Raw genomic sequence first — 23,639 nt, 5'->3', positions numbered from 1 at the left:
TGTCCCGGCGGCAGGCGGACGCCTCGCCGCGCGTCGCGGGCGCGAGGGCGGAGGTGCGGCGGGGTCAGCCGCCGACGGTGGAGCCGAAGCCGGACTTGCCGGAGGAGCCGAAGCCGCCGGAGAGGGTCGCCTTCGAGCCGACGGTCGAGCCGGCCGGCGCGCGCTGCACGACGTCGGGCTGGGTCGCTCCGCGGGCCGCGAAGCCGCCGGACGCGACGGGCGCCCAGCTGGTCGCCCGCGTCGAGTTCCAGCGCGAGGACGCGAAGATCAGCGGGCCGAGCCAGAAGCCGCCGGCGTAGTGCCCGCGGTACTCGTCGGTGGCCTCGCACAGCTGCTCGGGGTCGTCGCCGACCTCCTCGCCCTGCGCCTGGAGCTGGGCGATCTGCTCCCGCACGTCGGCGAGGCAGTCCTCGCGGCTCGCGTAGACGGGGCGCTCGGCGTTCTCGGGGATGACGTAGTCCTGGCCGTCGGCTCCCGTGGCGACGACGCCGTCGGTCGAGGGGCCGCCGTTCGCGAGGGCGACGGCGAGGCCGACCGCGCCGACCGCGACCGCGCCGCCGATGAGCAGGCCGCGACGGTTCTTCGCGATGCCGCTGATGCCGACGCTCCGGGAGCGGTGGGGAGCGGTGCGGGTTGAGCCGTCGCCGCGGCCGGTACCGCCGCTCGAGCCGCCGCTCGACGTGCCGGGGCCCGCCCCGGGCTCGCGGCTGCCCCAGTCGTTCCCGGAGCTCGGCGTCCCCGAATCGCCGGGGGTGCGGTCGTCGTCCGTCATCGGGTCTCCTCGTCCTGCGGGCGGGCCGCGCGGGTGTCCTGCGGCCGGTCGTGCTCGGGGGCGCCGTACTCAGGCGCGGGGGTGCCGGGCGCGGGAGCGCCGTAGGCGGGGGCGGCGCCGTGCTCGGGGTGGGAGGCGGCCGACGCGGCGTCCGCGTCCGTCGCGGCCCCGTCGCTCCGTCCGCCCTCGATGTAGTGGGGGACGAACTCCGCCAGGTCGCCGGTGATCAGGCCGCTCGTCTCGCGCACGTCGATGCCGGCCGGGGTCTCGCCGACGATCCAGCTGCCGATGACGACGGTCTTCCCGTCGACCCGGGCCAGCTCGGCGCGCTCCTGGTGGATGAAGCCCTCGGCGCCGTAGCTCCCGCCGTTCTCGGCGACGACCGAGCCGTCGGCGTCGAGGACCGTCACGTTGGCGCCCTCCCGGCCCAGGCGCGGCTTGCGCACCTGCGCGGTGCCGGGCAGCGGATGCACGGAGGCGGGCAGCAGGTTCGGGTGGCCGCGGAACATCTCCCACAGCACCACCAGCAGCTGCTTGTTGCTGAGCAGGAGCTTCCACGCCGGCTCGACCCAGCGGGTGCGCTCGCGCCGGTCGAGGAGGAGGCCGCCGAACTGCTCGCCGAGCATCCACTCCCACGGGTACAGCTTGAAGACGTGGCGGATCGGCTCGCCGTCGCCGTCGAGGAAGCCGGCGCCGTCGAGCTCGTAGCGGATGTCCTCGACGAAGATCAGCTTGGGGTCGAAGCCGGCCTGCGCCGCGGTCTCGGCCATGTAGGCGACGGTGTCGGCGTCCTCGACGATCAGCTCGCCGTCTCCGGAGTCGTGCAGCGACGCGAGGTGCAGGCGGGCGCCCTCGTCGAGGCTCCAGCGCTCGAGGCGGAGGTGGCGCCACTGCTCGACGAGCTGCTCGTGCAGGCTGTTGAACTGGTCGGCGTCGGGCCCCTTCGTCTCGACGAGCCACTGCCACTGGGCCGCGGCCGTCTCGACCAGCGAGGTCGGGGTGTCGGCGTTGAACTCGAGCAGCTTCACCGCGCCCGCGCCGTCGTAGGCGAGGTCGAAGCGGCCGTAGACCGTGGGGTCGTCCTCGTCCCACGAGGTGCGCACCAGGTCGTGGAAGCGGGGCGGGATGCCGAACTCGGCGAAGCGGCCCTTCCGCACCACGAGCTCGCACGCCTCCATGCAGAGGTCGAAGAGCTCCGAGGTCGTGCGCTCGAGCAGGTCGATCTCGGCGGGCTCGAAGGAGTACGCCGCGGACTCGTTCCAGTAGGGGCGGCCGCCCTCGGAGGGGAGGTCGTAGAAGCTGAAGCCGATCTCGTCGCAGCGGGCTCGCCAGTCCGGTCGCGGAGTGAGGGTGTGTCTGCGCATGATGTCCGGCAAGTGTAGGTCGGGCGTCCGCGTGAGGGCAGGGGGTGGCGCCGTCCTCCGCGCTAGCCTCGACGGGAGCGAAAGGCCGTGCCATGACCGCACCCCTCCCGCTCGCGGGCGTCCGCGTCCTCGAGCTCGGCAACTTCATCGCGGCGCCCACGGCTGGCCGGCTGCTCGCCGACTTCGGCGCCGAGGTGATCAAGGTGGAGCGGCCCGGCACGGGGGACGAGCTGCGCCGCTGGCGGCTGCACGAGGGGTCCGAGACCTCGCTCCTGTTCCACACGATCAACCGCAACAAGCGCTCGATCGCGCTCGACCTGCGCACGGACGAGGGGCGCGACGCCGTCCGCCGCCTGGTCGCCGAGTGCGACGTAGTGCTCGAGAACTTCCGGCCCGGCACGCTCGAGCGCTGGGGGATCGGGCCGGACGTGCTCGACGAGGCCCGGCCCGGCATCGTGATCGGCCGCATCTCCGCCTTCGGGCAGACCGGCCCGCTGTCGGCCCGGCCCGGGTTCGCGGCGGTCGCGGAGGCGATGGGCGGGTTCCGCGAGCTGGTCGGCGACCCGGACCGGCCGCCCGTGCGCGTCGGCGTCTCGATCGGCGACTCGATCGCCGGGCTGTACGCGGGCTACGGAGTGATGATGGCGCTGTTCCAGCGCGAGACCCGCCGCTCCGCCGGGCTGGATCCGGCACCGCTGGCGGAGCGGGTCGTCGACGTGGCGCTGCACGAGGCGATGTTCTCGATGACGGAGTCGCTGATCCCCGACTTCCAGGCGCACGGCATCGTCCGGGAGCGCGTCGGCGGGCGGATGGAGGGCATCGCCCCGACCAACGCCTACACCTGCGCCGACGGGGCGAGCATCGTGATCGCGGGGAACGCGGACGCGATCTTCCAGCGGCTGATGGCGGTGATCGGCCGCGCCGACCTGGGCGGGGACCCGGCGCTCGCCTCGAACGAGCAGCGCTGGGCCCGGCGCGACGAGCTGGACGCGGCGATCGGCGCGTGGACGGCGGGCCGCACCGCCGCCGAGGCGCTCGCGGTCCTCGACGACGAGGGCGTCCCCTCCGGCCCGATCTACACGGCCGCCGACATCAGCGCGAGCGAGCAGTACGCGGCGCGCGACATGATCCAGCCCTTCGACGTCGAGGACGCCGGCGGCACTCTGCGCGGCGTGGGCTTCCCGGGGATCGTGCCGGTGCTCGGCGGCCGCTCCCTCCCCATCCGCTCGCTCGCGCCCGACCTGGGCCAGGACACCGAGGAGGTGCTGGGGATGCTCCGGCGCACCGGTCCCGCTGCTCCCTCCGCCGGCGGGGCTGCTGCTGCAGCTCCGGCCGCTGCTGCTGCTCCCTCCGCCGCCGGGGCTCCTGCTGCTCCTCCCTCCGCCGCCGCTGCCGAGGAGGCCGGCCGGTGACCGCGCTCGCCTCCGCGCGCCTGCGAGACGTCACCCTCCGCGACGGCCTGCAGCTCACCGGCAAGCTCCTGACGACCGAGCGCAAGGTCGACCTCGCGCGCACGCTGCTCGCCGCGGGAGTGCCCGAGCTCGAGATCGGCTCGCTCGCGCGCGGCGACCTCGTCCCTCCGATGGCCGACACCCTCGACGTGATCGCCGCGCTCACTCCCGAGGAGCTGGAGCGGTGCTGGGTGTGGGTCGCGACTCCGCGCCACGTCGAGCGTGCGGCCGCCGCGGGGGCGCGCCGCTTCCAGTACTGCTTCTCGGCGTCCGACTCGCACAACCTCGCCAACGTCGGCAGGCCGACCGAGGCGAGCCTGGCCGCGATGCCGGAGGCGGTCGCGCTCGCCGAGAGCGTCGGCGGGCGGATCCAGCTGTGCATCGCCACCTCCTTCACCTGCCCGTTCGAGGGCCCGGTCGACCCGGAGCGCGTGCTCGCGATCGCGCGCGACCCGCGGGCGGAGGGAGCGGCCGACGTGGTCGTCTGCGACACGCTCGGGCAGGCGCACGCCGGCCAGGTGGCGTCGCTCGTCTCGCGTGTGGCGGCGGAGACCCCGCCCCGCGAGATCGTGTTCCACGGGCACGACACCTGGGGCTCGGGCGTCGCGAACGCGATCGCGGCCGTGCAGGCCGGGGCCGCGGTGGTCGACGGCGCGCTCGGCGGCCTCGGCGGCTGCCCCTTCGCGCCGGGTGCGAGCGGCAACACGGCGACCGAGGACCTCCTGTTCGCCCTGCGCCCCGACTGGTTCACGCCCGGCGCGCTCGCGGTCCTCGTCGGCGAGTCGGAGTCGCTGCTCGCCGAGCTCGGCGAGCCCGGCCGCTCGAAGGCCGCGCAGGGCGCCCGCTCGAACGCCCCCGCGTTCCCCTGGGCGCTCTGAGCGGATCGTCCCCCGCTCGCCGGTCCGAGGCGTCGCGAACGGCCGCCTCCCGCCGCGGAGGACGACCGTTCGCGACGCCTCGACAGCGTCGTGCGGGTCAGCGCGCGAGCAGCGCGCCGAGGCGTGCGCGCTCGGCGCGGAGGACGTCGACCAGGAGGGACCCCTCGGGCGCGGCGAGCCAGCGCTCCAGGGCGAGGTCGAAGAGGGCGGAGGCCGCGAGGGCGGCGAGGGCCGCGTCCTCCGGCGCGACTCCGGCGTCGACGAGGGCGGCGCGCATGCTCTCGGCGAGGGCGGCCGACTTCAGGAGCTCGCGCTCGCGGAGCTGCGGCTCGGAGCGCACGACGGCACGGCGGGCGGCGATCGGAGCGCGCCAGGTCTGGAGGTCGCCCGAGGCGGCCGCCTCGAGGCCGTGCATCACGAGGTCCATCGGCGCGAGGCCGGCGGGGGCGCCGGCGAGCAGGCGGCCGACGACCTCGGGGAGCTCGCGCTCGCGGAGGAAGAGGACGTCGCGCTTGTCGGCGAAGTGGCGGAAGAAGGTGCGGGTGGTGAGCCCGGCGCGCTCCGCGATCGCGGGGACGGTGGTGCCCGCGTAGCCGTGCTCGGCGAAGAGCTCCATCGCCGCCTGCTCGAGGCGGAGGGCGGCGTCGGGAGCCCAGCGTGACATCCGCCCAGGATAGCTGACGACACGACGTGTCATCAGGAGTAGAGTGACGACACGTCCTGCCATCACTTCCGACTGGAGCCGCCCGTGCCCGAGAACGCCGCCGCCCTGCTGACCGCCCCGCGCGCCGACCTCGTCGTCCGCCCCGCTCCGATGCCCGTCCCCGGTCCGGGGGAGGTCCTGCTGCGCAACCGCGCCCTGGCCGTGAATCCGGTCGACGAGATGAAGCAGTGGACGGGCGATCTGATGTTCCGATGGGTGCCGTACCCGGCGGTGCTCGGGGAGGACGTGGCGGGAGTGGTCGAGGCGGTCGGCCCTGGAGTGACGCGCTTCGCCGTCGGCGACCGGGTCGTCGCCTACGCGGTCGGGATGGAGCGCGGGCGGCGGAACCGCGACGAGGGCGCCTTCCAGGAGTACACGGTCGTGCGCGAGGACCTGGCGGCGCCGATCCCCGACCGGCTGGGCTTCGAGGAGGCGGCGGTGCTGCCGCTCGCGGTCTCGACGGCGGCGACGGCGCTGTTCCAGCGGGACCACCTCGCCCTGCCGCACCCGAGCGTCCCGGTCCGGCCGACGGGCAGGACGGTCGTGGTCTGGGGCGGGACGACGAGCGTGGGGAGCAACGCGATCCAGCTCGCCGTCGCCTCCGGGCACCGCGTGGCGACGACCGCGTCGCCCCGCAACCACGAGCGGATGCGCGAGCTGGGCGCCGAGATCGTGCTCGACTACCGCAGCCCCACCGTCGTCGCCGACCTGGTGGCGGCGCTCGCGGGCCACGAGGTCGCGGGGGTGCTCGCGATCGGGACGGGCTCCGGTGCCCCGTCGGTGGCGGTGGCCGCGGGCACCGGAGCGCGACGCGTCGCCCTGGCCAGCCCCTCCGTCTCGTTCGGCTCGCTCCCGCGTCGGCGCGGTGTCAGCGCCGCCTTCGTGCGGACGATGCTGCGCGTGGCCGGCGGCACCGCGGCGCTGCAGATCGCGGCCCGGCGCCGCGGCATCCGCGCCCGCTTCGTCTGGGGCGGCTCGCTGATGACGAACGAGGTGGGGCCGATGCTGTGGCGCGACCACCTGCCGGCGGCGCTCGCCGAGGGCCGTCACGTCTGCGCCCCGGCGCCCGAGGTGGTGGGTGAGGGGCTCGCCGCGCTGCAGCCCGCCCTCGACCGGCTGCACGAGGGTGTGTCGGCGGTGAAGCTGGTCGTCCGCCTCTGAGGGGCGGGCTCCGGGAGGCCGGGCTCCGACCGGACCCGTGCGGAGGGATCGAGCGGGGTCCGGCCCCGAGCGACCAGCCCGGGGATCCGGCCGGGTTCCTCCGGTCCGCCGCCGCCCGCCGCAGCCGCTCCGCCCGAGCCGTGCCGCCGAGTGGCCGCAGCGCCGGAGCCTCGGTATCGTGGCGCGCTCCGACGCGACCCGAGGAGATCCCGTGATCCGCCGCACCGCCCCCGGAGCCGCCGCGCTCCTCCTGCTCGCCCTGACCGGCTGCTCCGACGGGTCGTCGCCCGCGGCGTCCCCGTCCGCCACTCCGGAGCCCGTCGGCGGCCTCGGGGTCGCCGTCTCGGCGCTCTGCGAGCCCGGCTCCGATCCGCAGTGCGTCCCGGTCGGCGGGCAGGACGTCCTCGTCGATCCCGAGGACTTCACCCGCGCGGGCGTCGCCGCGGTCGAGGCCGATCCGAGCACGGGAGTCGTCGACGTCCGGTTCGACGAGGCGGGCGCCGCCCTCCTGCGCCGCGGCTCGCAGGCGGCCATCGACGAGGGGGCCGACGCCCGGCTCCTCCTCCGCGTGGGCGACCGGGTCGAGTCGGCGCTCTCCGTGATGCAGCCGATCGAGGGCGACACCGTGCAGATCGTTCCCGCGGAGGGCGACGCGCAGGGGCTGGTCGACCGGATCCTCGCCGGCTGACGCCCGCCTAGGATCGGCGCATGGCGAAGGGTTTCCGCACGGAGCGCACGCAGGCGCTCCTCCTCGCGCAGCCCTGGGCGCTCTCGCTGGTGAGCGCCGTCTTCGTGGCGGGGATGCTCTGGCTGGCGGCGGACGCGGGCTGGGATCTCGGCGCGGTCGTCGGCGGCGGACGCCGGCACGCGCCGCTGTGGCTGGTGCTCCTGCTCGGCCTGCCGCTGTTCGGCGCCGGAGTGGTGCTCGGCGCGGTCCGGCAGGTGCGGCTCCTGCGGCGGCCGGCGGCGCCGCCCGTCCCGAGTCCGGAGGCGGAGCGGCTGCGGCGCGAGGGCCCGGGCTGGCTCAGCCGGCGCGAGGACGAGCGAGCGGCGCAGGGCGGGACCGGGAGCGCGCAGGGCGGCACCGGCGGCACACCGGACGTGATCGGCAGCGCTCCCGACGGCACGGACGACCCGCGCGACGAGGCCCGCTGACCGCGCCTCAGAGGTGCAGCATCCCCCAGTCGATGATCACGGCCAGCGCCGTGTAGGCCGCGGCCACTGCTCCGACCGCCTTGCCCGCGCGGTCGAGGTCGGCCTGCGGGTCCGGACCGGCGTCGGCGACGACCCGGAGCAGCGCTCCGACCAGCGCGATCAGCGTGATCGCCAGGATCCAGACCTTGAGCGACGCGTGCGGATCGACATGCGCGAGCGTCAGCGCGACGATCGGCACCGCCACCACGAGCACCGACGCCAGCACCAGGAGGCAGCCGCGCCGGGTGAGGCCGGTCGGCCCGAAGGAGCCGCCGCGCATCCAGGCGCGCACGCGCTGCCTCCGCGACGCGGGCGGACCGCCGGCGGAGTCCGCGTCGGTCGAGGGCCCCCAGTCCTGCGCGGTCGTCATCGCGCGGTGCCGGAGCGGTCGGGAGTCGGGCTGGGCCGCATCGGGTCCTCCAGGAGACGAGGGGGCACGTCGGACGATGGTTCCGACCCCTCAGTCTCGGGAGCGCCTCCGGCAGCGGCAAGCGCCTCTTCCGGACATGTCCGGAAGAGGACGCTCAGGCCCGTCCCTGCAGGATCAGGTTCCAGTACACCCACGGCAGGACGCGGCGGTCGGCGAGGTAGGTGAGGCGCCGCTCCTTCGCCAGGCCCGTCCAGAAGGGGACGGTCGGCTTCGGGCGGTAGCGGTCGTCGAACTCGGCGAACACCACGCTCGAGCGCGAGACCACGAAGGGGCAGACGGAGTAGCCGTTGTACACGCGGGGGAGCGGGCGCCCCTTCTGCGCGGCGACGAGGTTCTTCGCGAGCGTGGTGGTCTGCTGGCGCAGCGCTCCTCCGGACTTCGAGTTGACCGTGGCTGCCGCGTCGCCGAGCGCCCACACGTCGGGGAACCGCGGGTGCCGCAGGGTCAGCGGGTCGACCTCGACGAAGCCGCCCTCGTCGCCCTCGGCGGCCAGTCCGGTGCCGGCCAGCCAGTCGGGGGCCGACTGCGGGGGCACGGCGTGCAGCACGTCGTACGACAGCGTCTCGCGCGGGCCGTCGGTCGAGCGCCGCGCGCGGTCGGGGCCGGGGAGGGCGGTCGCGCGCTCGTCGACGGCGAGGACGACCCGCCGCTCGGCCGCGTCGACCTCGACCAGCTCGCGGCCGTAGCGGACCTCGATCCCGTACTCCGCCACCTTCCGCTCGAGCTCGGAGTCGATCAGCGGCATCCCGAACAGGGTGGGGGTCGGCACGACGAGCACGACGCGGATGCGGTCGAGGACGCCGGTCGCGCGCCAGTAGTCGCAGGCGAGGTACATCGGCTTCTGCGAGGCGCCGGAGCAGGTGCCGGGGCCGCCGGGCTGCGTGAAGACGACGGTGCCGGAGCGGACCTCGCGGAGCACCTGCGACGCCTTGCGGGCGTACTCGTACTCGTAGTTGGACACTCCGAACGGCGAGTCCATCGCCTCCTGGAGCCCGGGGACCGCGGCCCAGTCCTTCTGGATCCCGGGGCAGACGACGAGCTGCCCGTAGCCGACGGTGCGGCCGGAGAGGAGGGTGACCGTGTGCGCGACCGGGTCGAGCGTCTCGACGCGGTCCTGGATCCAGACGACCCCCTTCGGCGTCACCGAGCCCTGGGGCCGGGTCGCCGCGGAGGCGGGTGCGGTGCCGCCCGCGACGTGGGAGAGCATCGGCTGGTAGACGTGGGTCGACCGGGGCTCGATCACCGCGACGTCGTCCACTCCGGAGCGCCGCAGCCGCCCCGCGGTCGAGAGTCCGGCGTTGCCGCCGCCGATGATGAGGACGTCGTGGCGGGCCGCGCCGGGATCGGTCATGGCCTCACCCTAGGGGCGCGCCGGGGCGAGCGGACGGGCTTGCGCAGACCCGGAAGGGGGTGCGCTCGGAGCGCCCCGGGACGGTGATCCCGCACGGCCGCCCGGCTCGCGTCAGGCCGCCTCGAGCGCCTGGATCGCGGTCCTCGCGGTCGCGCAGGGGTAGGAGTCGTACCCGTCGTGGGCGTCGAAGGCGCGGCACTCGGCGCAGCGCAGCCGCACTCCGGCGCCGCCCTCGAGGACGCGCTCGGGGCGGTGCCCGTGCAGGATGACGGCGAGGCTCGCGACGAGGGGGTCGCTGCTCACCAGCGCGCTCCGCAGCGCCTCCGACCGGCGGCGGAGGTAGTCGTCCGCCACGGCGTCGATCGACTGCTCGGGGAGGTCCGGCTCGGGCCAGGAGGCGGGCCGCTCGACGGGCAGGTCGAGCTCGTCGAAGCCCATCGACCAGTCCGGGAACCGGCGCTGCTCGTGCACGCTGGTCCAGACGGTGACCACTCCCTCGTGCCGCGGGTCGGCGAGGATCCGCGCGTAGAGCGAGCGCACGTCGGACTCCTCGCCCTCGAGCAGCTGCATCACGCGGCGGCCGCGGAAGACGAGCATCCCCGAGACGCCGTGCTCGACGTTGTTGCGGCGGCTCGTCTCGAGCAGCCGGCGGATCTCCCCCGAGCCCAGGTCGCGGTCGAGGGTGCTGACGTAGACGACGGTGAAGACGAGGGAGTCGCGCCGCGGCGAGTGCTCGACGAGGTGGAGCGTCGCGGGGGAGTGGGCGCCGGTCTCGGGGTCCATCAGGGCCGCGACCTCCGGGAACTCGAGCCAGATCAGGTCCTCCGGAGCGCTCGGCTCCACGGCGGTGACCGCCGGGACCGCGTCCAGCCACTGCGTCCGCTGGCGGAGGTCGGCGGCGACGGCCTTCTCGTCGAGCCCGGGCAGGAGGCCTGCGGCGCCGGAGACGAAGAGGCTCGTCGCGGAGTTGAGCAGCAGCGTCACGACCGTCGCGTGGCCGTCGCCGCCGAGCACGGGGAGCTCGACACTGTCGGTGCGGCCGTGGGCGGCGAGCCCGGAGGCGTAGGAGACGAGTGCGTCGGCGACCGCGTCCCCCACCTGGAAGGTCGCGCCGGCGTACTGGATCTGCTTCACAGCCCTACGATGCGCCTGCGGCGGATCCACGGGTAGGGGTACCGGTGCCGGGTGGAGCGTGCAGGGGTCGCGGCTGCTCCCGCCCGAGGAGCACGGAGCAGCGGGACCGCGCCCAGTCGGCCGTCGAGCGGGCCGGCGTCCCCGTGATCCGCTCGACCTCGTCGGTGAGCACGTCGACGCCGTCCAGGCCGCGGCGGGCGACGACTCCGAACTGCCGGCGGAGCCCCTCCGCCTGCCACGCGGACATGCCGGTGAGGCGCAGGACACCGGCGAACACGCGGCTGGGCAGGTGCAGGTAGCGGACGCGCCGCCCGAGGCCCGCGGTCAGCTCGCGGGCGGCGCCGGGCCCGTCGAGCAGGGCCGGTCCGGTGAGGACGGGCTCGGCGCCGGTGTGCCCTCCCGCCTCGAGGACGCGCGCGGCGACCCGGGCGATGTCGGCGGTGTCGATCCACGGGATGACGCCGCGCCCCATCGTCTGCGGGAGCAGACCGCGCGAGATCGCGGGTGCCGAGGGCTCGAGGTTCGTCAGGAAGCCCGAGGCGTGGAGGATCGTCGCGGGCAGCCCGGAGGCGCGCACCCGCTCGTCGGTCCGCCAGATCGCGCGGCCCCAGGGGAGCGGCGAGTGCTCGGCCGCGTCGCCGCCGGAGAGCTGCACGAGCGCGCGGACGCCCGCCTCCTGGGCGGCGCGGACGGCGGTGGCGCCGTGCTCGGCCTGGCGCGGGGTGGCGGCGGTGACCAGGAAGAGCTGGTCGGCGCCCCGGAGGGCGGCGGTCAGTGCGGCCCCGTCGCCGAGGTCGGCGATCCGCGCGTCGAGGCCGCGGGCCGCGAGGGCCGCCGCCTGCTCCGGCCGGCGGACGATCGCCCGGACGGGCGCGCCGGCCGCCACGAGCCGCTCGAAGGTCTTTCCGCCGACGTCGCCGGTGACTCCGGTGATCGCGATCACGTCGCTCATGATTCCTCCCAGGTATCACCTAACTGATACTCGAAGACTACGCCGCTACGCTCGGTCCATGTCCTCGGAGTTCTCCCTGACCCGCGACGACGTCGACGCGATCGCCGCCTGGACGGTCATCCGCGCCGCCCGCGACCTGGCGAGGCGGGTCGGCGACGCGCTCGCGCCGGTCGGGCTCAGCCCGGTCGAGTTCGGCGTGCTGGCGCAGCTCTCGGCGGCCGACGGGCTGACGCAGGCCGACCTCGCCCGCGCCGTCGGCGTCCGCCCGCAGAGCATGACCGCCCTGGTCGCCGGGCTGGCGGAGCGGGGCCTGCTCGACCGGGGCGCCGAGCGCGGCCGCGGCCGTCACTCCCGGATCGCCCTGACCCCGGCGGGGCGCGACCTCCTCGCGGCCGCCTACCCGCTCGTGCGGGCCGGCAACGCGTGGTTCGGCGGCGAGGAGCGCGCCGACGCCGTCGCGACCGCGCTGCGCCCGCTGCTCGGCGGGCAGCCGGGCCCGGGGCACGAGGTCCCCTGAGCGGACGGGGCGGGGTGGCTCGGCTGCGGGAGGGGCGGCTCCTCCTCCGAGCGCTCGTGCACACCCGGCCCCCTCGCGGGTGCCACCGGTACCCTGGTCCGGTGCCCCTGACCCTCCCTCCGCTGAGCCGCGCCCGCGCGCGCGCCGCCGCGGCGTACCCGGCCCGGCTGCTGCTGACCAAGCGCGCCTCGGGCACGAACGGATGGCTCAGCTCGTGGGGGACGAACGCGCACGGCGAGATCGCCGGCTGCCCGCCGCCGCGCGGCTGACCCGCGACCGCCCCTCCTCCGGAGCCCGCGGCCGCGTCCCCGCGCACGCCCACCCCTCCGGACGGAACCCCTCATGCCGCACCAGCCCCTGCCCGCCGATCAGGCCCCCCACTCGATCTGGCGGGGACTCCGCCAGACCCTCCAGAAGGACACGGTCGGCGGAGCGTTCCTGCTCACCGCGACCCTCCTCGCCCTGATCGTCGCCAACAGCCCCGCGTCCGCGCTCTACAGCGCGGTCCGCGACTTCCGCTTCGGCCCCGAGGCCCTGCACCTCGAGCTGAGCGTCGGGTCGTGGGCGGCCGACGGCCTGCTCGCGATCTTCTTCTTCGTCGTCGGGCTCGAGCTCAAGGAGGAGTTCGTCGCCGGCAAGCTCCGCGACCCGAAGACGGCGCTCGTGCCGATCGTCGCGGCCGTCGGCGGCGTGGCCGTCCCCGCCCTGATCTTCACCGCGGTGAACCTGCCCCGCGGAGGAGCCGCGCTGGACGGCTGGGCGATCCCCGCCGCCACCGACATCGCCTTCGCAGTCGCGGTGATCGCCGTGGTCGGCCGGTTCCTCCCGCCGGCGCTGCGGACGTTCCTCCTCACGCTCGCCGTGGTGGACGACCTCATCGCGATCACGATCATCGCCGTCTTCTACACCGCCGGCATCGACGTGGTGATGCTCCTGCTCGCGCTGGTGCCGCTGGCGGCCTTCGCGGTCTGCGTGCAGCGCGGCGTGCGCGCCTGGTGGGTGCTGATCCCGCTCGGAGTGGCGACGTGGGCGCTCGTGCACGCCTCGGGGATCCACGCCACGGTCGCGGGCGTGCTGCTCGGCTTCACCGTGCCGGTCGTCGCGACGAAGCGCGCCCGGGTGCAGGTGGGGTCGGATGCGGAGGGGCGCCCGGTCTACGACGGCCTCGCCGCGCACTTCGCCGATCGCTGGAGCGTCCTCTCGACCGCGGTCGCGGTGCCGGTCTTCGCGTTCTTCTCGGCCGGAGTGACGGTCGGCGGAGTCGCGGGCCTGGTCGACTCGTTCCAGGACTCGATCGCCGTGGGCATCATCGCGGGCCTCGTGCTCGGCAAGCCGCTCGGCATCGCCGGGAGCACTTTCCTCCTGACCCGGTTCCGCGGCATCGGCCTGGATCCGTCGCTGCGCTGGGTGGACGTGATCGGCATGGCGTTCGTGGCCGGCATCGGATTCACGGTGTCGCTGCTCGTCGGCGAGCTCTCGTTCGGCGCGGGCAGCGAGTCCGACGACCACGTGAAGGTCGGCGTCCTGGCCGGCTCGTTCCTCGCGGCGGTGATCGGAGGCGCGATCCTCTCGGTCCGCAACCGCCACTACCGCCGCCTGCAGGACTGACGGCCGACGGGATCTCGCGGCGCCCGCGGCCCGGGCGGCTCGATCGGCACGCGCCTCCTGCTGGTCGAGCAGCCGCCGCAGGCGCCCTGTCGAGACCCGCGCGGCTCAGCCGTGCAGGCCGTGGACGACCGCGTGGCCGCGGCCGCGGGAGATGAGCAGGCGGTTCACCGGGGTCGTGACGACGAAGGCCAGGGCCAGGGCGCCGGCGAGCGAGCCCCAGAAGAGGCCGGACGAGAGGCCCGCGTCCATCGCTCCGGGGATCGCGAGCACCGCCGTGTTGTCGACGACCTCCATCACGGCGATCGAGACGGTGTCGGCCGCCAGAGCGATGCCGACGGCGGCGCGCCACGTCACTCCGGAGCGGAGCACGCCCCTCAGCGTGAGCGCGTAGCCGAACACGAACGCGAGGACGATCGAGAGGGCGACCGTCGCCAGGGCGGGCAGACCCAGGGCGGAGCCGATCACCATGCCGAGGACCTCGCCGATCGCGCAGCCGGTCAGGCAGTGCAGGGTCGCGAGGGCGGCGGCGCGCCAGGTGGTCGGGTGGTGGTGGGCGTGGTCGGTCATGGTGTCTCCTCCGGTTCGGTCCAGGGGAGTGCAACATACCCCCGGGGGGTATATTCCCGACCCGGCCGTCGGAGTCTCCTGCGGCTCCGCAGGCGCGCGAGCCGTTCGCCCGGGCGCGCTACCCTCGCCCCGTGCTCCTCCGAGCACCGCCCCTCGACACCAGGAGCCCCGATGGCCGCCCCCACCGTCCTCTTCGTCTGCATCCACAACGCCGGCCGCTCGCAGATGGCCGCCGGCTACCTCCGCGCCCTCTCCGGCGGCGCCGTCGAGGTCCGCTCCGGCGGCTCCGAGCCCGGCGACAGCATCAACCCGATCGCGATCGAGGCGATGGCGGAGGAGGGCATCGACATCTCGCAGGCCGTCCCGCAGCTGATGACCACCGAGCAGGTCCAGGCCTCCGACGTCGTGATCACGATGGGCTGCGGCGACGTCTGCCCCGTCTTCCCCGGCAAGCGCTACGAGGACTGGGACCTCGCCGACCCGAAGGGCCGACCGCTCGAGGAGGTCCGCTCGATCCGCGACGACATCAGGGCCCGCGTGCAGGCGCTCGTCGCGGAGCTGCTGCCCGCCTGATCGGTCCGGCCGCGTCAGCGATCGGCGGGAGGCGGGAACGCCCGCCCGACCGGTGGCGAGCCCGCCGGCAGCGCCGCTCGCGCCCGGTGCAGGAAGACGGCGGTCATGACGACCCGGGCGCGGGCCGGCGACGAGTCGAGCGGGCCGATCAGCTCCTCGATCCGCGCGAGCCGGTCGTAGAGGGTCTGCCGGCCGATGCCGAGCGCGGACGCCGTCGCCGTCTTGCTCCCCCACAGCGACGCGAAGGCCTCGAGGGTGGCGAGCAGCTCGCCGCGCTGGGCGCGCAGGGGCCCGAGCACCTCCTCGACGAGGTCGTCCGCCTCCGCGTCGTCCTGCAGGGAGCTCGCGAACCGCTCCAGGCGGTACTGGCGCGAGTCGACGACTCCGCCCGCGGGCGCCCACTCGAGCGCGCCGCGCACCTCCGCCAGCTCCCGGGGCACCCGCTCCTGCCCGCCGAGCCCGCTTCCGACGCAGAGCAGAGCGTCCGAGTCGAGGGCGGCGCCGAGGCGCAGCAGCTCCGCGCGGCCCTCCTCCATCGCGGCGGCGGTGGCGAACGGCAGCAGCGCCAGCAGCTCGGAGCCGACCACGCAGAGCACCGGGCCGGGATCCGCTCCTGCGCCCGTCAGGAGGCGGAGCAGAGCGCGGAGCCGCCGGTCGTCGTGACCGGTGTCGGCCCGGACGCCGAGGTAGCGCTCCCGGGAGCCGGCGCCGAGGCGGCCGAGGAAGGCGTCGATCTGGAGGTCGGCCGCCGGGTCCGCGCGCTCGACAGATGCGATCGCGAAGAGCTGGGCGGTCAGCCGCTCGGTGACCGACGGCGGACGGTGCCGGAGCACCGCGATCGCGAGGACGTCCGGCGCCCGGTCGAGCGCGACGGCGACGGCGTGGAGGTCGGCGTCGGCGTGGGCCCGCAGGTGCAGGGTCCCCAGCAGAGAGTCGCCCGCGTGCAGCACGTTCGAGAACGTCCCGGCCGTCGGCTCCGTGTCGATCTCCGGCCCGGGCGACGCGCGGGCGATCTCGTCGCCCGTGAGCGAGACGAGTGAGGCGGAGGCGCCGGTCGCGGTGGCGACGACCTGCAGGAGCTCGTCGATACCCGCGTCCGAGGAGGCCGCGTCGGCGAGGAGGCCGGACACTCTGTCCGCCAGGCGGATGCTCCGGAACTTCTGCTCGGTGAGGTGGGTGTTGATGCTCTCGCACACCTGCACGAAGGGGACCCGGCGCGGCAGGGCGAGCACCGGCAGCCCGAGCTCGTCCGCCGCCGCGACGATCGCCGGCGGCACCGCGGGCAGGCGCGGCGAGAGCTCGAGAGCGAGGGCGCCGACTCCCGCGTCGACCAGAGACCGCACGTACTCGCGGCACTCCGCCGGGTCCTGGTCGGTCGAGAGGAGCGCGCCCTCCATCAGGAGCAGCTCGCCTCCGAGGAGGAGGGGCGCGATGTCGAGCTGCTCGCTCGTGTGGGCCCAGCGGATCACGGCGCGCTCGGCGGCCGCGTGCCCGGCGGCCACCACCGGGAGCATGGCGGCGAGGCGCGGATCCCGCATCGCGTCCGACAGCAGGTAGGCCATACAGAACGTCCTCTCGCGTCACGGCGAATTTACACGCGGACGCGCCGCCCGAAACGGGTCCGCACGAGAGTGGAGCCTCACCGGGCGCCCCGCCCTCCCCGCCATCCCCCTCCCCGAGAGGATCCGCCATGAGCACCGACACCCTGCACGGCACCGCCGACGCCGAGGACGCGCTGAGTCCCCTGCCCGACTCCCGGCGCACCGCCCGGCTCGACGGGCAGTTCTGGATCTGGGCCGGCGCCAACATCGCCCCCATCAACTGGGTGCTCGGCGCCCTCGGCGTTAACATGGGCCTCGGCCTGGCGGACACCGTCACCGTCCTCGTGCTCGGCAACGTGGTCGGGATGGCGGTGTTCGGCTTCTTCGTCCTCCTCGGCCAGCGGACGGGGGCGACCGGGATGCTCGTGGGACGGGCGATCTTCGGCCGGCGCGGCAACTACGTCCCGGCCGCGATCCAGGCCGTGGTCGTGATCGGCTGGTGCGCCATCAACACCTGGATCGTCCTCGACCTGGTCATCGCGCTCCTCGGCTCCGTCGGCGTCGTCGACCCGGAGCAGGCGAACGTCGGCTGGAAGATCGCGGTGGCGGCGGTGATCATGGCGGTGCAGGTCGCGATCTCCTTCCTCGGCTACCGCGCGATCGCCGCCTTCGAGCGGTGGACCGTGCCGCCGACCCTCCTCGTGCTGGCGATCATGTCGATCGTCGCCTGGTTCTTCCTCGACATCGACTGGTCCTACGCCGGTCCCGCGGAGGGGGCGCTCACCGGAGCCGACCGCCTCGCGGCCATGTCCATCGTGATGACCGCGATCGGCATCGGCTGGGGACTCACCTGGCTCGCCTACGCCGGCGACTACTCCCGCTTCGTCGGCCCCCGATCCTCGAAGCGGAAGCTCTACTTCGCGAGCGTCCTCGGCCAGTTCATCCCGGTCGTCTGGCTGGGCGTTCTCGGCGCGACCCTCGCGACGAAGAACGGCTCGGTCGACCCCGGGCAGCTGATCGTCGAGAACTTCGGCGCGCTGGCGATCCCGGTGCTGCTGCTCGTGGTGCACGGACCCATCGCGACCAACGTGCTGAACATCTACTCGTTCGGGATGGCCACGCAGGCCCTCGACATCCGGCTCGGGCGCCGCACGCTCAGCCTGATCGTCGGAGTGCTGGCGTTCGCCGCCTCGGTGTTCTTCGTCTTCCAGGACGACCTCGCCACCACCCTCGACGCGTGGCTCGTCGGCCTCGTCGGCTGGGTCGCCCCCTGGGGCGCGATCGTCCTGGTCCACTACACGGTGTTCGAGCCGCGGGTCCGCTCGTTCGGCCACCTCTTCGCCCCGGTCGGCTCGCCGCTGCTGCCGGACGTCCGCTGGCGGGCGCTGCTCTCCTTCGCGATCGGCGCGACCCTGACCTGGCTGTTCATGAACGGCTCGGTGCCCGCCCTGCAGGGTCCAGCCGCGACCGCACTCGGCGGGATCGACGTCTCGTGGCTCGCGGGCGGCGTCTCGGCCGGCGTCGCGTACCTCCTCCTCGGGCGGGACGCCCCCGGCTGGGTCGAGCGCAGGGAGGCGGAGGCGGCTCCGCGCGCCGCGCAGCCCGAGCCCGTCCGCGGCTGACCCCGCCCGCCCGTCCGCGGGTCGGCTCGTCCGCGAGCCGGCCCGCCCCGTCCCCTCCAGCACCACGAACGGAACCGCCATGCCCCTCTTCCTCTCCGACGCCGCCGTGATCACCATGGACCCGGTCTCGGGCGCCGTCCCGATCACGGCGAGCATCCGCATCGTCGACGAGCTGATCGTCGCGATCGGCCCGGGCCTCGTCCCCGAGCCGGGCGACGAGGTGATCGACGGGCGCGACCGCCTGGTCGTCCCCGGCTTCGTCAACGCCCACACCCACTCGTGGGAGTACCTCTACAAGGGCCGCTACGACAACCTGCCGCTCGAGCTGTGGATGCTGCTGTCGTACCCGATCCTCGGGAACAGCCGCGTCGCTCCGGATCTGGTGCGGCTGCGCTCGTCGCTCTTCGCCCTCGAATCGCTGAAGGCCGGGGTCACGACCCTGGTCGACGACGTGCTCGAGAACCCGGACCAGGACGCGGAGCAGCTCGCCGCGGTCTTCGACGCGTACGACGAGATCGGAGTCCGCGCCAACATCTCGGGCCACGTGATCAGCAGGCCCTTCCACGAGACGATGCCGTTCCTCGAGGAGTACGTGCCCGCGGAGATCCTCGACCAGGCGCGGTCGGCGTCGCGCCCGACGACGGAGGGCTACCTCGCCTTCAGCCGCGAGGCGTTCGCGACCCAGCACGGGAGGGGAGGCGGGCGGCTGCGCTACATGGTCGCCCCGTCCGCTCCTCAGCGGTGCGGGCCCGAGCTGCTCGTGGGGGCGACCGAGCTGGCGCTCGAGCACGGGGCGGAGTGCCACATCCACGTCGTCGAGACGAAGACGCAGCTGGTGACCGGCGAGCTGTCCTACGGCTCGACCCTGGTCGAGTACATGGAGCGGATCGGCGCGCTCTCGCCGAACACGACCTTCGCCCACGGGATCTGGCTCACCGACTCCGACATGGAGCGGATCGCCGCCGCCGGCACGTCCGTCTCGCACAACCCGATCTCGAACCTCAAGCTCGGCTCGGGCATCGCCCCGTGGCGCGCGCTGCACGACGCGGGCGTGAACCTCGGCCTCGGCACCGACGGCTGCTCGAGCAGCGACTCGCCGCGCATGCTCGACGTCGTGAAGGCCGCGGCGCTCCTGCACAAGGTCACGGATCCGGACATCGCCACCTGGCCGACCGTGTCCGAGGTGCTCACCGCCGGCACGATCGGAGGCGCGCGCAGCGCCGTGCTCGACGACGTCACCGGCAGCATCGAGGTCGGCAAGCAGGCCGACCTCGTCGTCTACGACCTCGAGACGCTGAACTTCACCCCGCGCCAGCGGCTCGAGAACCAGCTCGTCTACTCCGAGAACGGCTCGTCGATCGACACCGTGATCGTCGCGGGCCGGATCGTCGTCTCGAAGGGCGTCTCGACCACCGTCGACGAGGCGGCCCTCCGCGCGGATCTCGCCGCGCAGCTGGGGGAGATCGTGGCCTGGCAGGACTCGCTGGACCGCACGAACGGCGTGCTCACCGAGCCGTTCCGGCGGATGTACGAGCGGGCGATGCGCCACGACGCCCCCGTCGACCGCTTCAGCGGCCGCCGGCTGGTCTGAGGGCGGGCCGCCTCCCGGCGGACGCTCGGCCGACGCTCGGCTCGGCACACGGACGGGCGGGGGCGCGGCTCCAGTAGGTTGCGCACATGAGGTGGCGAGCAGGAGCGGTGGCGGTGCTCGTCCTCGCGCTCGCCGGGTGCACCGCGCCGGCCGACCCCGAGCCGACGACCGGGCCCACGGCCGCCCCCGTCTCCGGGCAGGTGGTCGGCGGCTACGGCGACCTGCACGTCGCGCCCGACGGGTCGATGATGTTCTGCTACTCCGACCCCGACCCGGGATTCACGGGCGTCTGGCGCGAGTGCCAGGACGGGATCCGCACTGTGGGCGTCGACCCGGCCGCGATCGACGCGACCCTCGGGGAGACGGCGACGGCCGATCCGGGCGGGCACCGCTGGGTCGGCGCGGCGGCCGGGAAGCGCACCACCGAGGACGGCACCGACGTCTACACCGTCTTCCTCGCGGGGACCCGCACGGACGACGCGTTCACCGTGACCGCGGTCGGCGAGGGCTCCTACCGCGTGCCGTCCGAGTACCAGGAGCTGCAGCCGGGAGTGCCGGGCGGGTTCCTGGTGCGGCTCGAGCCGATCGGCTGAGCGGGGGCGCCGGCGCAGGTGGAGGAGCCGAGCGGGGTGCAGCGGCCGGGAGGGGCGGAGCCGGCGGACTCGCGCACCCCCTCCGCCCGACCCTCACAGCGGGCGCGGCCGGTACCGCTCGATCAGCGCGTCGAACAGGCCGTTCATCCGCTCGTCGACCACGCGGCGCGACTCGTCGGCGTCGTACCACTCCACGATCTCGCGGGCGCCGTCGCTGAAGCGCACGGAGGGGGAGTAGGCGGGCACGAGTCGGCGGATCTTCGCGTTGTCGAACACCATCGAGTGCGCCTTGTCGCCGATGATCCCGGCGCCGAGCTCGGGGTCGGCCGCGGCGATCGCGTCGGAGGCGACGTGCACGAGGCGCGGCTCGACTCCGGCCGCCGCGGCGAGGTCGCGGTGGATCTGGTCCCAGGTCGGCGTCTCGTCGCCGGTGATGTGGAAGGCCTCGCCGATCGCCGCGGAGGCGCCGAGCAGGCCGACCAGGCCGACCGCCACGTCGTCCGCGTGCGTGAGCGTCCAGAGCGAGGTGCCGTCGCCGAGGACGACCACCTCCTGGCCGCGGCGCATCCGGTCGACGACGGTCCAGCCTCCGTCGACGGGCAGCGCGGTGCGGTCGTAGGTGTGCGAGGGGCGGACGATCGTGACCGGGAAGCCGCTCGCGCGGTACTCGGCCATCAGCAGGTCCTCGCACGCGATCTTGTCGCGGGAGTACTGCCAGTAGGGGTTCCGGAGCGGAGTCGACTCGGTGACCGGGAGGCTGCGCGGCGGCTTCTGGTAGGCCGAGGCCGAGCTGATGAAGACGTACTGGCCCGTGCGGCCGGCGAACAGGTCGATGTCCTGCTGCACGTGCTCGGGGGTGAAGGCGACGAAGTCGATCACGGCGTCGAAGCTCCGGTCGCCGAGGGCGCCGGTGACGGAGTCGCGGTCGCGGCCGTCGGCCTGCACCTCGCGGACGCCCTCGGGCAGCGGGCGGAGCGACGTCCGCCCCCGGTTCAGCACGGTCACGTCGTGGCCGAGCCGCAGCGCCTCGCGGACGCAGGCGGCGCTGATGATGCCCGTCCCGCCGATGAACAGCACGCTGAGCGACATGGATCCTCCTCCGGCGGCGCCCGCGGCGGACGCCTTCCGACCCGATTCCCCCACATCGGGGCGCCGCGCGCGAGTCCCTTGACCCGGCTACCGCTCGACGGGACGCCGCTGCTCGTCCTCCGGCGCGGGGGCGAGCAGCGCCTCCGGGGCGGCGGCCACGGTCGGCACGTCGGCGGGCATCCGCTGCTCGAGGGAGCGGCCCCAGGCGGTGCCCGCGAGGATCAGCGCGATGCCGAGGAAGCCGACCGGCGCGATCGGGTCGCGGGCGAGCGCGACTCCGACGACCGCGGCCCACACCGGCTCGGTGCCCAGCAGCAGGCTGACCCGTGAGGGCGAGGTGCGGCGGACCGCCCAGGTCTGCACGAGGAAGCCGAAGACGGTGCAGACCAGGACGAGGTAGAGGAACAGGCCGGCGCCCACGGGATCGAGCCCCGCGACGTACTCGGGCATCGGCACGCCGACGATGAGCGAGGCCGCGCTGAACACGACGGCGCAGGTGCCGAGCTGCACCGTGGTCAGGCGGAGGGAGTCCATCGGCGCCCGCGCCGAGAGGCGGTGCATCGACGTGACGTGCACGGCCCGCACGACGGCGGCGCCGAGGATCAGCAGGTCGCCGGGGGAGAGCGGGCGGAGGGCGCCGTTGCCCGCGAGCAGCGCGACTCCGACGACCCCGACGAGGCACGCGAGCAGGAAGCGGCCCGGGAGCCGGCGCTTCGAGACGGCGGAGTCGAGGATCGGCGTGATCACGATCGTCAGGCTGATGATCAGGCCCGCGTTGGTGGCGGAGGTGCCGGCGATGCCGTAGGTCTCGAGGGCGAAGATCGTCGCGAGCAGCGCCCCGATGGTCACGCCGACCCGCCATTCCGCCGCGGTGATCCGGTGCCGCCGCGCCGCGACGATCACGGCCAGGCACAGGGCGGCGAGGGTCATCCGGGAGCCGAGCAGCGCCATCACGCTGGAGTCGGTGACGAGCTCCTTCGCCGCGAAGTAGGTCGAGCCCCAGGAAGCGGCGACCACGAGCAGGAGGAGGTCGACCCGGAAGCGGGAGAGGAGAGCGCGCACGGCTCATGGTGGCGGCACGAAGACCCGCAGGACAAGACTGCATCTTCTTCGCCGACGCGTAAGTTGGAACTCATGGAACTCGGACAGCTCAGAGCCCTGCGGGAGCTCGGCGAGCGCGGGAGCATCGCCGCCGTCGCCGCCGCGATGCGGGTGTCCCCCTCCTCCGTCTCGCAGCAGATCAGCGCGCTGCAGCGCCGCACGCCGACAGCGCTGACCTTCCGCGACGGGCGCCGGACCGCGCTGACCCCCGCCGGCCGCGCTCTCGCCGCGGCGGTGGTCGAGGTGGAGGTGGCGCTCGAGCGCGCGGCCCGGGCTGTCGCTGATTTCGAGGGGGAGCCGAGCGGCACGGTCTCGGTCGCCGCGTTCCACAGCGCGGGGCTGGCGATGTTCGGCCCGCTGCTGGAGGCGCTGCGCCCACCCGGGCGGCCGGGCGTCGCGCTCGCCGACTTCGACGTGGCGCAGAGCGCCTTCGCCGGGCTCACCGCGGACCACGACCTGGTCGTCGCCCACCGGCTCGCCGGCAGCGCCGAGTGGCCCGGGACCGTGCGGTCGACGCCCCTCCTCTTCGAGCCGCTCGACCTCGCGCTGCGGCGCGACCATCCGCTCGCCGCGAAGGACGTGATCCGCCCCGCCGACCTCCGCGACGAGGAGTGGGTCGCGGTGCACGAGGGCTTCCCCCTGGAGCGGGCGATCGACGCCATCGCGGTCCTCGCGGGCGGCGACGCGCGGATCCCGCACCGGATCAACGACTTCCTGGTCGCGGCGGCCGTCGTGGCGGCGGGCAAAGGCGTCGCGCTGCTGCCGCGGTACACGACCGACCTGCGGCGCACGCCGGAGGTGGTGCTGCGGCCGCTCGGGATCCCGGGGCTCGGCCGCCACATCGACTGCCTCGCCCGACCCGAGACGCTGGAGCGCTCGGCCGTGCGGGTCGTGCTCGAGCAGTTGACCGGGATCGCCGCGGGTCTCGCCGCCGCGCCGTAGCATCGAGCCGTGCCCCGCCTGATCGAGACCACGGCCGGAGACCCGGCAGCCACGGAGCTCTTCGCCCTGCAGGAGGCCGACCTCCTCGCCCGCTACGGCGGCGACGACACCGGTCCGCGTCCCCCGGCGGAGGCCCCGACCCTGCTGCTCGAGGGCGACGGCGGGCTCGTCGGCTGCGTGGCGCTCGCGGTCGAGGACGGCATCGGCGAGATCAAGCGGATGTTCGTGGTGAGCGCCGCGCGGGGCCGCGGGCTCAGCCGCGTGCTGCTCGCCGGCGTCGAGCGGCTGGCGGCGCGCGAGGGCGTGGAGCTGCTCCGGCTGGTCACCGGCACGGAGCAGCCGGAGGCGATGGCCCTCTACGCGAGCGCCGGCTACGAGCCCATCGCGGGCTACGGCTACTGGGGCGACGAGCCGAACGCCCGCTGCTACGCGAAGCGGCTCGGGACCCCTCCGACCGACCAGGGCTGAGGTCGGGGGACGCGCCCCGCGGGCGTCGTCACAGGCC

25 protein-coding genes are annotated in these 23,639 nt (G+C 74.7%); 14 read left to right on the top strand and 11 right to left on the bottom strand.

What is annotated here, in order from left to right:
- Nucleotides 1–64 precede the first annotated feature (64 nt).
- Together GSU40_RS14955 and GSU40_RS14950 are read right to left on the bottom strand one after the other, a co-directional pair.
- Nucleotides 65–772 (bottom strand): hypothetical protein, encoded by a 708-nt coding sequence (locus GSU40_RS14955; RefSeq protein ID WP_160035594.1) that lies wholly within the window; start codon nucleotides 770–772, stop codon nucleotides 65–67.
- Nucleotides 769–2,136 carry a glutathionylspermidine synthase family protein gene (locus tag GSU40_RS14950; RefSeq protein WP_160035592.1) on the bottom strand — a complete coding sequence of 456 codons (1,368 nt, stop codon included), beginning with the start codon at nucleotides 2,134–2,136 and terminating at the stop codon, nucleotides 769–771. The genes GSU40_RS14955 and GSU40_RS14950 overlap by 4 nt, the downstream gene beginning before the upstream one ends.
- Before the next feature lie 92 nt (nucleotides 2,137–2,228).
- Between GSU40_RS14950 and GSU40_RS14945 the strand changes: the two genes are divergently transcribed.
- Together GSU40_RS14945 and GSU40_RS14940 are read left to right on the top strand one after the other, a co-directional pair.
- On the top strand, nucleotides 2,229–3,548 hold the full coding sequence (locus tag GSU40_RS14945) for a CoA transferase (protein WP_160035590.1): 1,320 nt from the start codon (nucleotides 2,229–2,231) through the stop codon (nucleotides 3,546–3,548).
- Complete coding sequence (locus GSU40_RS14940; protein ID WP_208543330.1) at nucleotides 3,545–4,465, top strand: hydroxymethylglutaryl-CoA lyase; 921 nt, start codon at nucleotides 3,545–3,547, stop codon at nucleotides 4,463–4,465. Before GSU40_RS14945 ends, GSU40_RS14940 begins: the two co-directional genes overlap by 4 nt.
- Nucleotides 4,466–4,562: 97 nt before the next feature.
- Here the strand turns inward: GSU40_RS14940 and GSU40_RS14935 are convergent, their stop codons facing one another.
- Nucleotides 4,563–5,129: a TetR/AcrR family transcriptional regulator gene (locus GSU40_RS14935; protein WP_160035588.1), complete on the bottom strand. Its 567-nt coding sequence runs from the start codon at nucleotides 5,127–5,129 to the stop codon at nucleotides 4,563–4,565.
- An 84-nt stretch (nucleotides 5,130–5,213) separates the two neighbouring features.
- Between GSU40_RS14935 and GSU40_RS14930 the strand changes: the two genes are divergently transcribed.
- The 3 genes from GSU40_RS14930 to GSU40_RS14920 all read left to right on the top strand — a co-directional run bounded on the left by GSU40_RS14930 (nucleotide 5,214) and on the right by GSU40_RS14920 (nucleotide 7,484).
- Nucleotides 5,214–6,329, top strand: a complete 1,116-nt coding sequence (locus GSU40_RS14930) for a zinc-binding alcohol dehydrogenase family protein (protein ID WP_160035586.1) — start codon at nucleotides 5,214–5,216, stop codon at nucleotides 6,327–6,329.
- Between the two features lie 211 nt (nucleotides 6,330–6,540).
- Nucleotides 6,541–7,017: a hypothetical protein gene (locus GSU40_RS14925; RefSeq protein WP_160035584.1), complete on the top strand. Its 477-nt coding sequence runs from the start codon at nucleotides 6,541–6,543 to the stop codon at nucleotides 7,015–7,017.
- Nucleotides 7,018–7,037: 20 nt separating this feature from the next.
- Nucleotides 7,038–7,484: a hypothetical protein gene (locus tag GSU40_RS14920; RefSeq protein ID WP_104247793.1), complete on the top strand. Its 447-nt coding sequence runs from the start codon at nucleotides 7,038–7,040 to the stop codon at nucleotides 7,482–7,484.
- A 7-nt stretch (nucleotides 7,485–7,491) separates the two neighbouring features.
- On the opposite strand, the gene GSU40_RS14915 is transcribed toward GSU40_RS14920, so the two are convergent.
- From GSU40_RS14915 to GSU40_RS14900, 4 genes are all read right to left on the bottom strand, one after another.
- A complete protein-coding gene (locus GSU40_RS14915; RefSeq protein ID WP_160035582.1) occupies nucleotides 7,492–7,893 on the bottom strand; it encodes a hypothetical protein in 402 nt (133 codons plus the stop codon).
- 154 nt (nucleotides 7,894–8,047) lie between these two features.
- Nucleotides 8,048–9,304 (bottom strand): FAD/NAD(P)-binding oxidoreductase, encoded by a 1,257-nt coding sequence (locus GSU40_RS14910; protein WP_104269292.1) that lies wholly within the window; start codon nucleotides 9,302–9,304, stop codon nucleotides 8,048–8,050.
- Between the two features lie 111 nt (nucleotides 9,305–9,415).
- Complete coding sequence (locus GSU40_RS14905; RefSeq protein ID WP_104257740.1) at nucleotides 9,416–10,438, bottom strand: BLUF domain-containing protein; 1,023 nt, start codon at nucleotides 10,436–10,438, stop codon at nucleotides 9,416–9,418.
- A gap of 4 nt (nucleotides 10,439–10,442) precedes the next feature.
- Nucleotides 10,443–11,390, bottom strand: a complete 948-nt coding sequence (locus GSU40_RS14900) for an NAD(P)H-binding protein (protein ID WP_160035580.1) — start codon at nucleotides 11,388–11,390, stop codon at nucleotides 10,443–10,445.
- A gap of 58 nt (nucleotides 11,391–11,448) precedes the next feature.
- Here GSU40_RS14900 and GSU40_RS14895 point away from each other — a divergent pair, with 58 nt between their 5' ends.
- The 3 genes from GSU40_RS14895 (at nucleotide 11,449) to nhaA (ending at nucleotide 13,515) form a co-directional block, all read left to right on the top strand.
- Nucleotides 11,449–11,907, top strand: a complete 459-nt coding sequence (locus GSU40_RS14895; RefSeq protein WP_160035578.1) for a MarR family transcriptional regulator — start codon at nucleotides 11,449–11,451, stop codon at nucleotides 11,905–11,907.
- Between the two features lie 101 nt (nucleotides 11,908–12,008).
- Nucleotides 12,009–12,176, top strand: coding sequence for a hypothetical protein (locus GSU40_RS14890; protein ID WP_160035576.1), 168 nt, complete (start codon nucleotides 12,009–12,011; stop codon nucleotides 12,174–12,176).
- Nucleotides 12,177–12,249: 73 nt separating this feature from the next.
- Nucleotides 12,250–13,515 (top strand): Na+/H+ antiporter NhaA, encoded by a 1,266-nt coding sequence (gene nhaA / locus GSU40_RS14885; protein ID WP_160035574.1) that lies wholly within the window; start codon nucleotides 12,250–12,252, stop codon nucleotides 13,513–13,515.
- Between the two features lie 105 nt (nucleotides 13,516–13,620).
- Here the strand turns inward: nhaA and GSU40_RS14880 are convergent, their stop codons facing one another.
- Nucleotides 13,621–14,082 carry a DUF4396 domain-containing protein gene (locus GSU40_RS14880; protein WP_160035572.1) on the bottom strand — a complete coding sequence of 154 codons (462 nt, stop codon included), beginning with the start codon at nucleotides 14,080–14,082 and terminating at the stop codon, nucleotides 13,621–13,623.
- A gap of 171 nt (nucleotides 14,083–14,253) precedes the next feature.
- Between GSU40_RS14880 and GSU40_RS14875 the strand changes: the two genes are divergently transcribed.
- Nucleotides 14,254–14,655, top strand: coding sequence for an arsenate reductase ArsC (locus tag GSU40_RS14875; RefSeq protein WP_104222419.1), 402 nt, complete (start codon nucleotides 14,254–14,256; stop codon nucleotides 14,653–14,655).
- Nucleotides 14,656–14,669: 14 nt separating this feature from the next.
- Here the strand turns inward: GSU40_RS14875 and GSU40_RS14870 are convergent, their stop codons facing one another.
- Nucleotides 14,670–16,217: a PucR family transcriptional regulator gene (locus GSU40_RS14870; protein ID WP_160035570.1), complete on the bottom strand. Its 1,548-nt coding sequence runs from the start codon at nucleotides 16,215–16,217 to the stop codon at nucleotides 14,670–14,672.
- Between the two features lie 128 nt (nucleotides 16,218–16,345).
- Here GSU40_RS14870 and GSU40_RS14865 point away from each other — a divergent pair, with 128 nt between their 5' ends.
- From GSU40_RS14865 to GSU40_RS14855, 3 genes are all read left to right on the top strand, one after another.
- Entirely contained in the window at nucleotides 16,346–17,818 is a 1,473-nt protein-coding gene (locus GSU40_RS14865) for a cytosine permease (RefSeq protein ID WP_160035568.1), read from the top strand.
- Between the two features lie 79 nt (nucleotides 17,819–17,897).
- Nucleotides 17,898–19,409: an amidohydrolase gene (locus GSU40_RS14860; RefSeq protein ID WP_160035566.1), complete on the top strand. Its 1,512-nt coding sequence runs from the start codon at nucleotides 17,898–17,900 to the stop codon at nucleotides 19,407–19,409.
- Nucleotides 19,410–19,495: 86 nt separating this feature from the next.
- Nucleotides 19,496–20,002, top strand: a complete 507-nt coding sequence (locus tag GSU40_RS14855; protein ID WP_160035564.1) for a hypothetical protein — start codon at nucleotides 19,496–19,498, stop codon at nucleotides 20,000–20,002.
- A gap of 93 nt (nucleotides 20,003–20,095) precedes the next feature.
- On the opposite strand, the gene GSU40_RS14850 is transcribed toward GSU40_RS14855, so the two are convergent.
- Complete coding sequence (locus GSU40_RS14850; RefSeq protein WP_160035562.1) at nucleotides 20,096–21,091, bottom strand: SDR family oxidoreductase; 996 nt, start codon at nucleotides 21,089–21,091, stop codon at nucleotides 20,096–20,098.
- 87 nt (nucleotides 21,092–21,178) lie between these two features.
- Entirely contained in the window at nucleotides 21,179–22,153 is a 975-nt protein-coding gene (locus GSU40_RS14845) for a DMT family transporter (protein ID WP_208543329.1), read from the bottom strand.
- 72 nt (nucleotides 22,154–22,225) lie between these two features.
- On the opposite strand from GSU40_RS14845, the gene GSU40_RS14840 reads away from it, so the two are divergent.
- Together GSU40_RS14840 and GSU40_RS14835 are read left to right on the top strand one after the other, a co-directional pair.
- Nucleotides 22,226–23,134, top strand: a complete 909-nt coding sequence (locus GSU40_RS14840; protein WP_160035560.1) for a LysR family transcriptional regulator — start codon at nucleotides 22,226–22,228, stop codon at nucleotides 23,132–23,134.
- Between the two features lie 9 nt (nucleotides 23,135–23,143).
- Nucleotides 23,144–23,602, top strand: coding sequence for a GNAT family N-acetyltransferase (locus GSU40_RS14835; protein ID WP_208543328.1), 459 nt, complete (start codon nucleotides 23,144–23,146; stop codon nucleotides 23,600–23,602).
- Nucleotides 23,603–23,639 lie beyond the last annotated feature (37 nt).

The organism is Rathayibacter sp. VKM Ac-2805, assembly GCF_009834265.1.
Classification (GTDB): Bacteria; Actinomycetota; Actinomycetes; order Actinomycetales; family Microbacteriaceae; genus Rathayibacter.
The sequence above is the reverse complement of the archived record's forward strand: the minus strand, read 5'-3'. Positions and strand labels throughout refer to the sequence as shown.

Bases quoted from the DNA above. Each gene is read 5' to 3' on its own strand.
- GSU40_RS14955 (WP_160035594.1), bottom strand. From the start codon at position 772: ATGACGGACGACGACCGCACCCCCGGCGATTCGGGGACGCCGAGCTCC.
- GSU40_RS14950 (WP_160035592.1), bottom strand. From the start codon at position 2,136: ATGCGCAGACACACCCTCACTCCGCGACCGGACTGGCGAGCCCGCTGC.
- GSU40_RS14945 (WP_160035590.1), top strand. From the start codon at position 2,229: ATGACCGCACCCCTCCCGCTCGCGGGCGTCCGCGTCCTCGAGCTCGGC.
- GSU40_RS14935 (WP_160035588.1), bottom strand. From the start codon at position 5,129: ATGTCACGCTGGGCTCCCGACGCCGCCCTCCGCCTCGAGCAGGCGGCG.
- GSU40_RS14920 (WP_104247793.1), top strand. From the start codon at position 7,038: ATGGCGAAGGGTTTCCGCACGGAGCGCACGCAGGCGCTCCTCCTCGCG.
- GSU40_RS14915 (WP_160035582.1), bottom strand. From the start codon at position 7,893: ATGACGACCGCGCAGGACTGGGGGCCCTCGACCGACGCGGACTCCGCC.
- GSU40_RS14910 (WP_104269292.1), bottom strand. From the start codon at position 9,304: ATGACCGATCCCGGCGCGGCCCGCCACGACGTCCTCATCATCGGCGGC.
- GSU40_RS14900 (WP_160035580.1), bottom strand. From the start codon at position 11,390: ATGAGCGACGTGATCGCGATCACCGGAGTCACCGGCGACGTCGGCGGA.
- GSU40_RS14895 (WP_160035578.1), top strand. From the start codon at position 11,449: ATGTCCTCGGAGTTCTCCCTGACCCGCGACGACGTCGACGCGATCGCC.
- nhaA (WP_160035574.1), top strand. From the start codon at position 12,250: ATGCCGCACCAGCCCCTGCCCGCCGATCAGGCCCCCCACTCGATCTGG.
- GSU40_RS14880 (WP_160035572.1), bottom strand. From the start codon at position 14,082: ATGACCGACCACGCCCACCACCACCCGACCACCTGGCGCGCCGCCGCC.
- GSU40_RS14875 (WP_104222419.1), top strand. From the start codon at position 14,254: ATGGCCGCCCCCACCGTCCTCTTCGTCTGCATCCACAACGCCGGCCGC.
- GSU40_RS14870 (WP_160035570.1), bottom strand. From the start codon at position 16,217: ATGGCCTACCTGCTGTCGGACGCGATGCGGGATCCGCGCCTCGCCGCC.
- GSU40_RS14865 (WP_160035568.1), top strand. From the start codon at position 16,346: ATGAGCACCGACACCCTGCACGGCACCGCCGACGCCGAGGACGCGCTG.
- GSU40_RS14860 (WP_160035566.1), top strand. From the start codon at position 17,898: ATGCCCCTCTTCCTCTCCGACGCCGCCGTGATCACCATGGACCCGGTC.
- GSU40_RS14855 (WP_160035564.1), top strand. From the start codon at position 19,496: ATGAGGTGGCGAGCAGGAGCGGTGGCGGTGCTCGTCCTCGCGCTCGCC.
- GSU40_RS14850 (WP_160035562.1), bottom strand. From the start codon at position 21,091: ATGTCGCTCAGCGTGCTGTTCATCGGCGGGACGGGCATCATCAGCGCC.
- GSU40_RS14840 (WP_160035560.1), top strand. From the start codon at position 22,226: ATGGAACTCGGACAGCTCAGAGCCCTGCGGGAGCTCGGCGAGCGCGGG.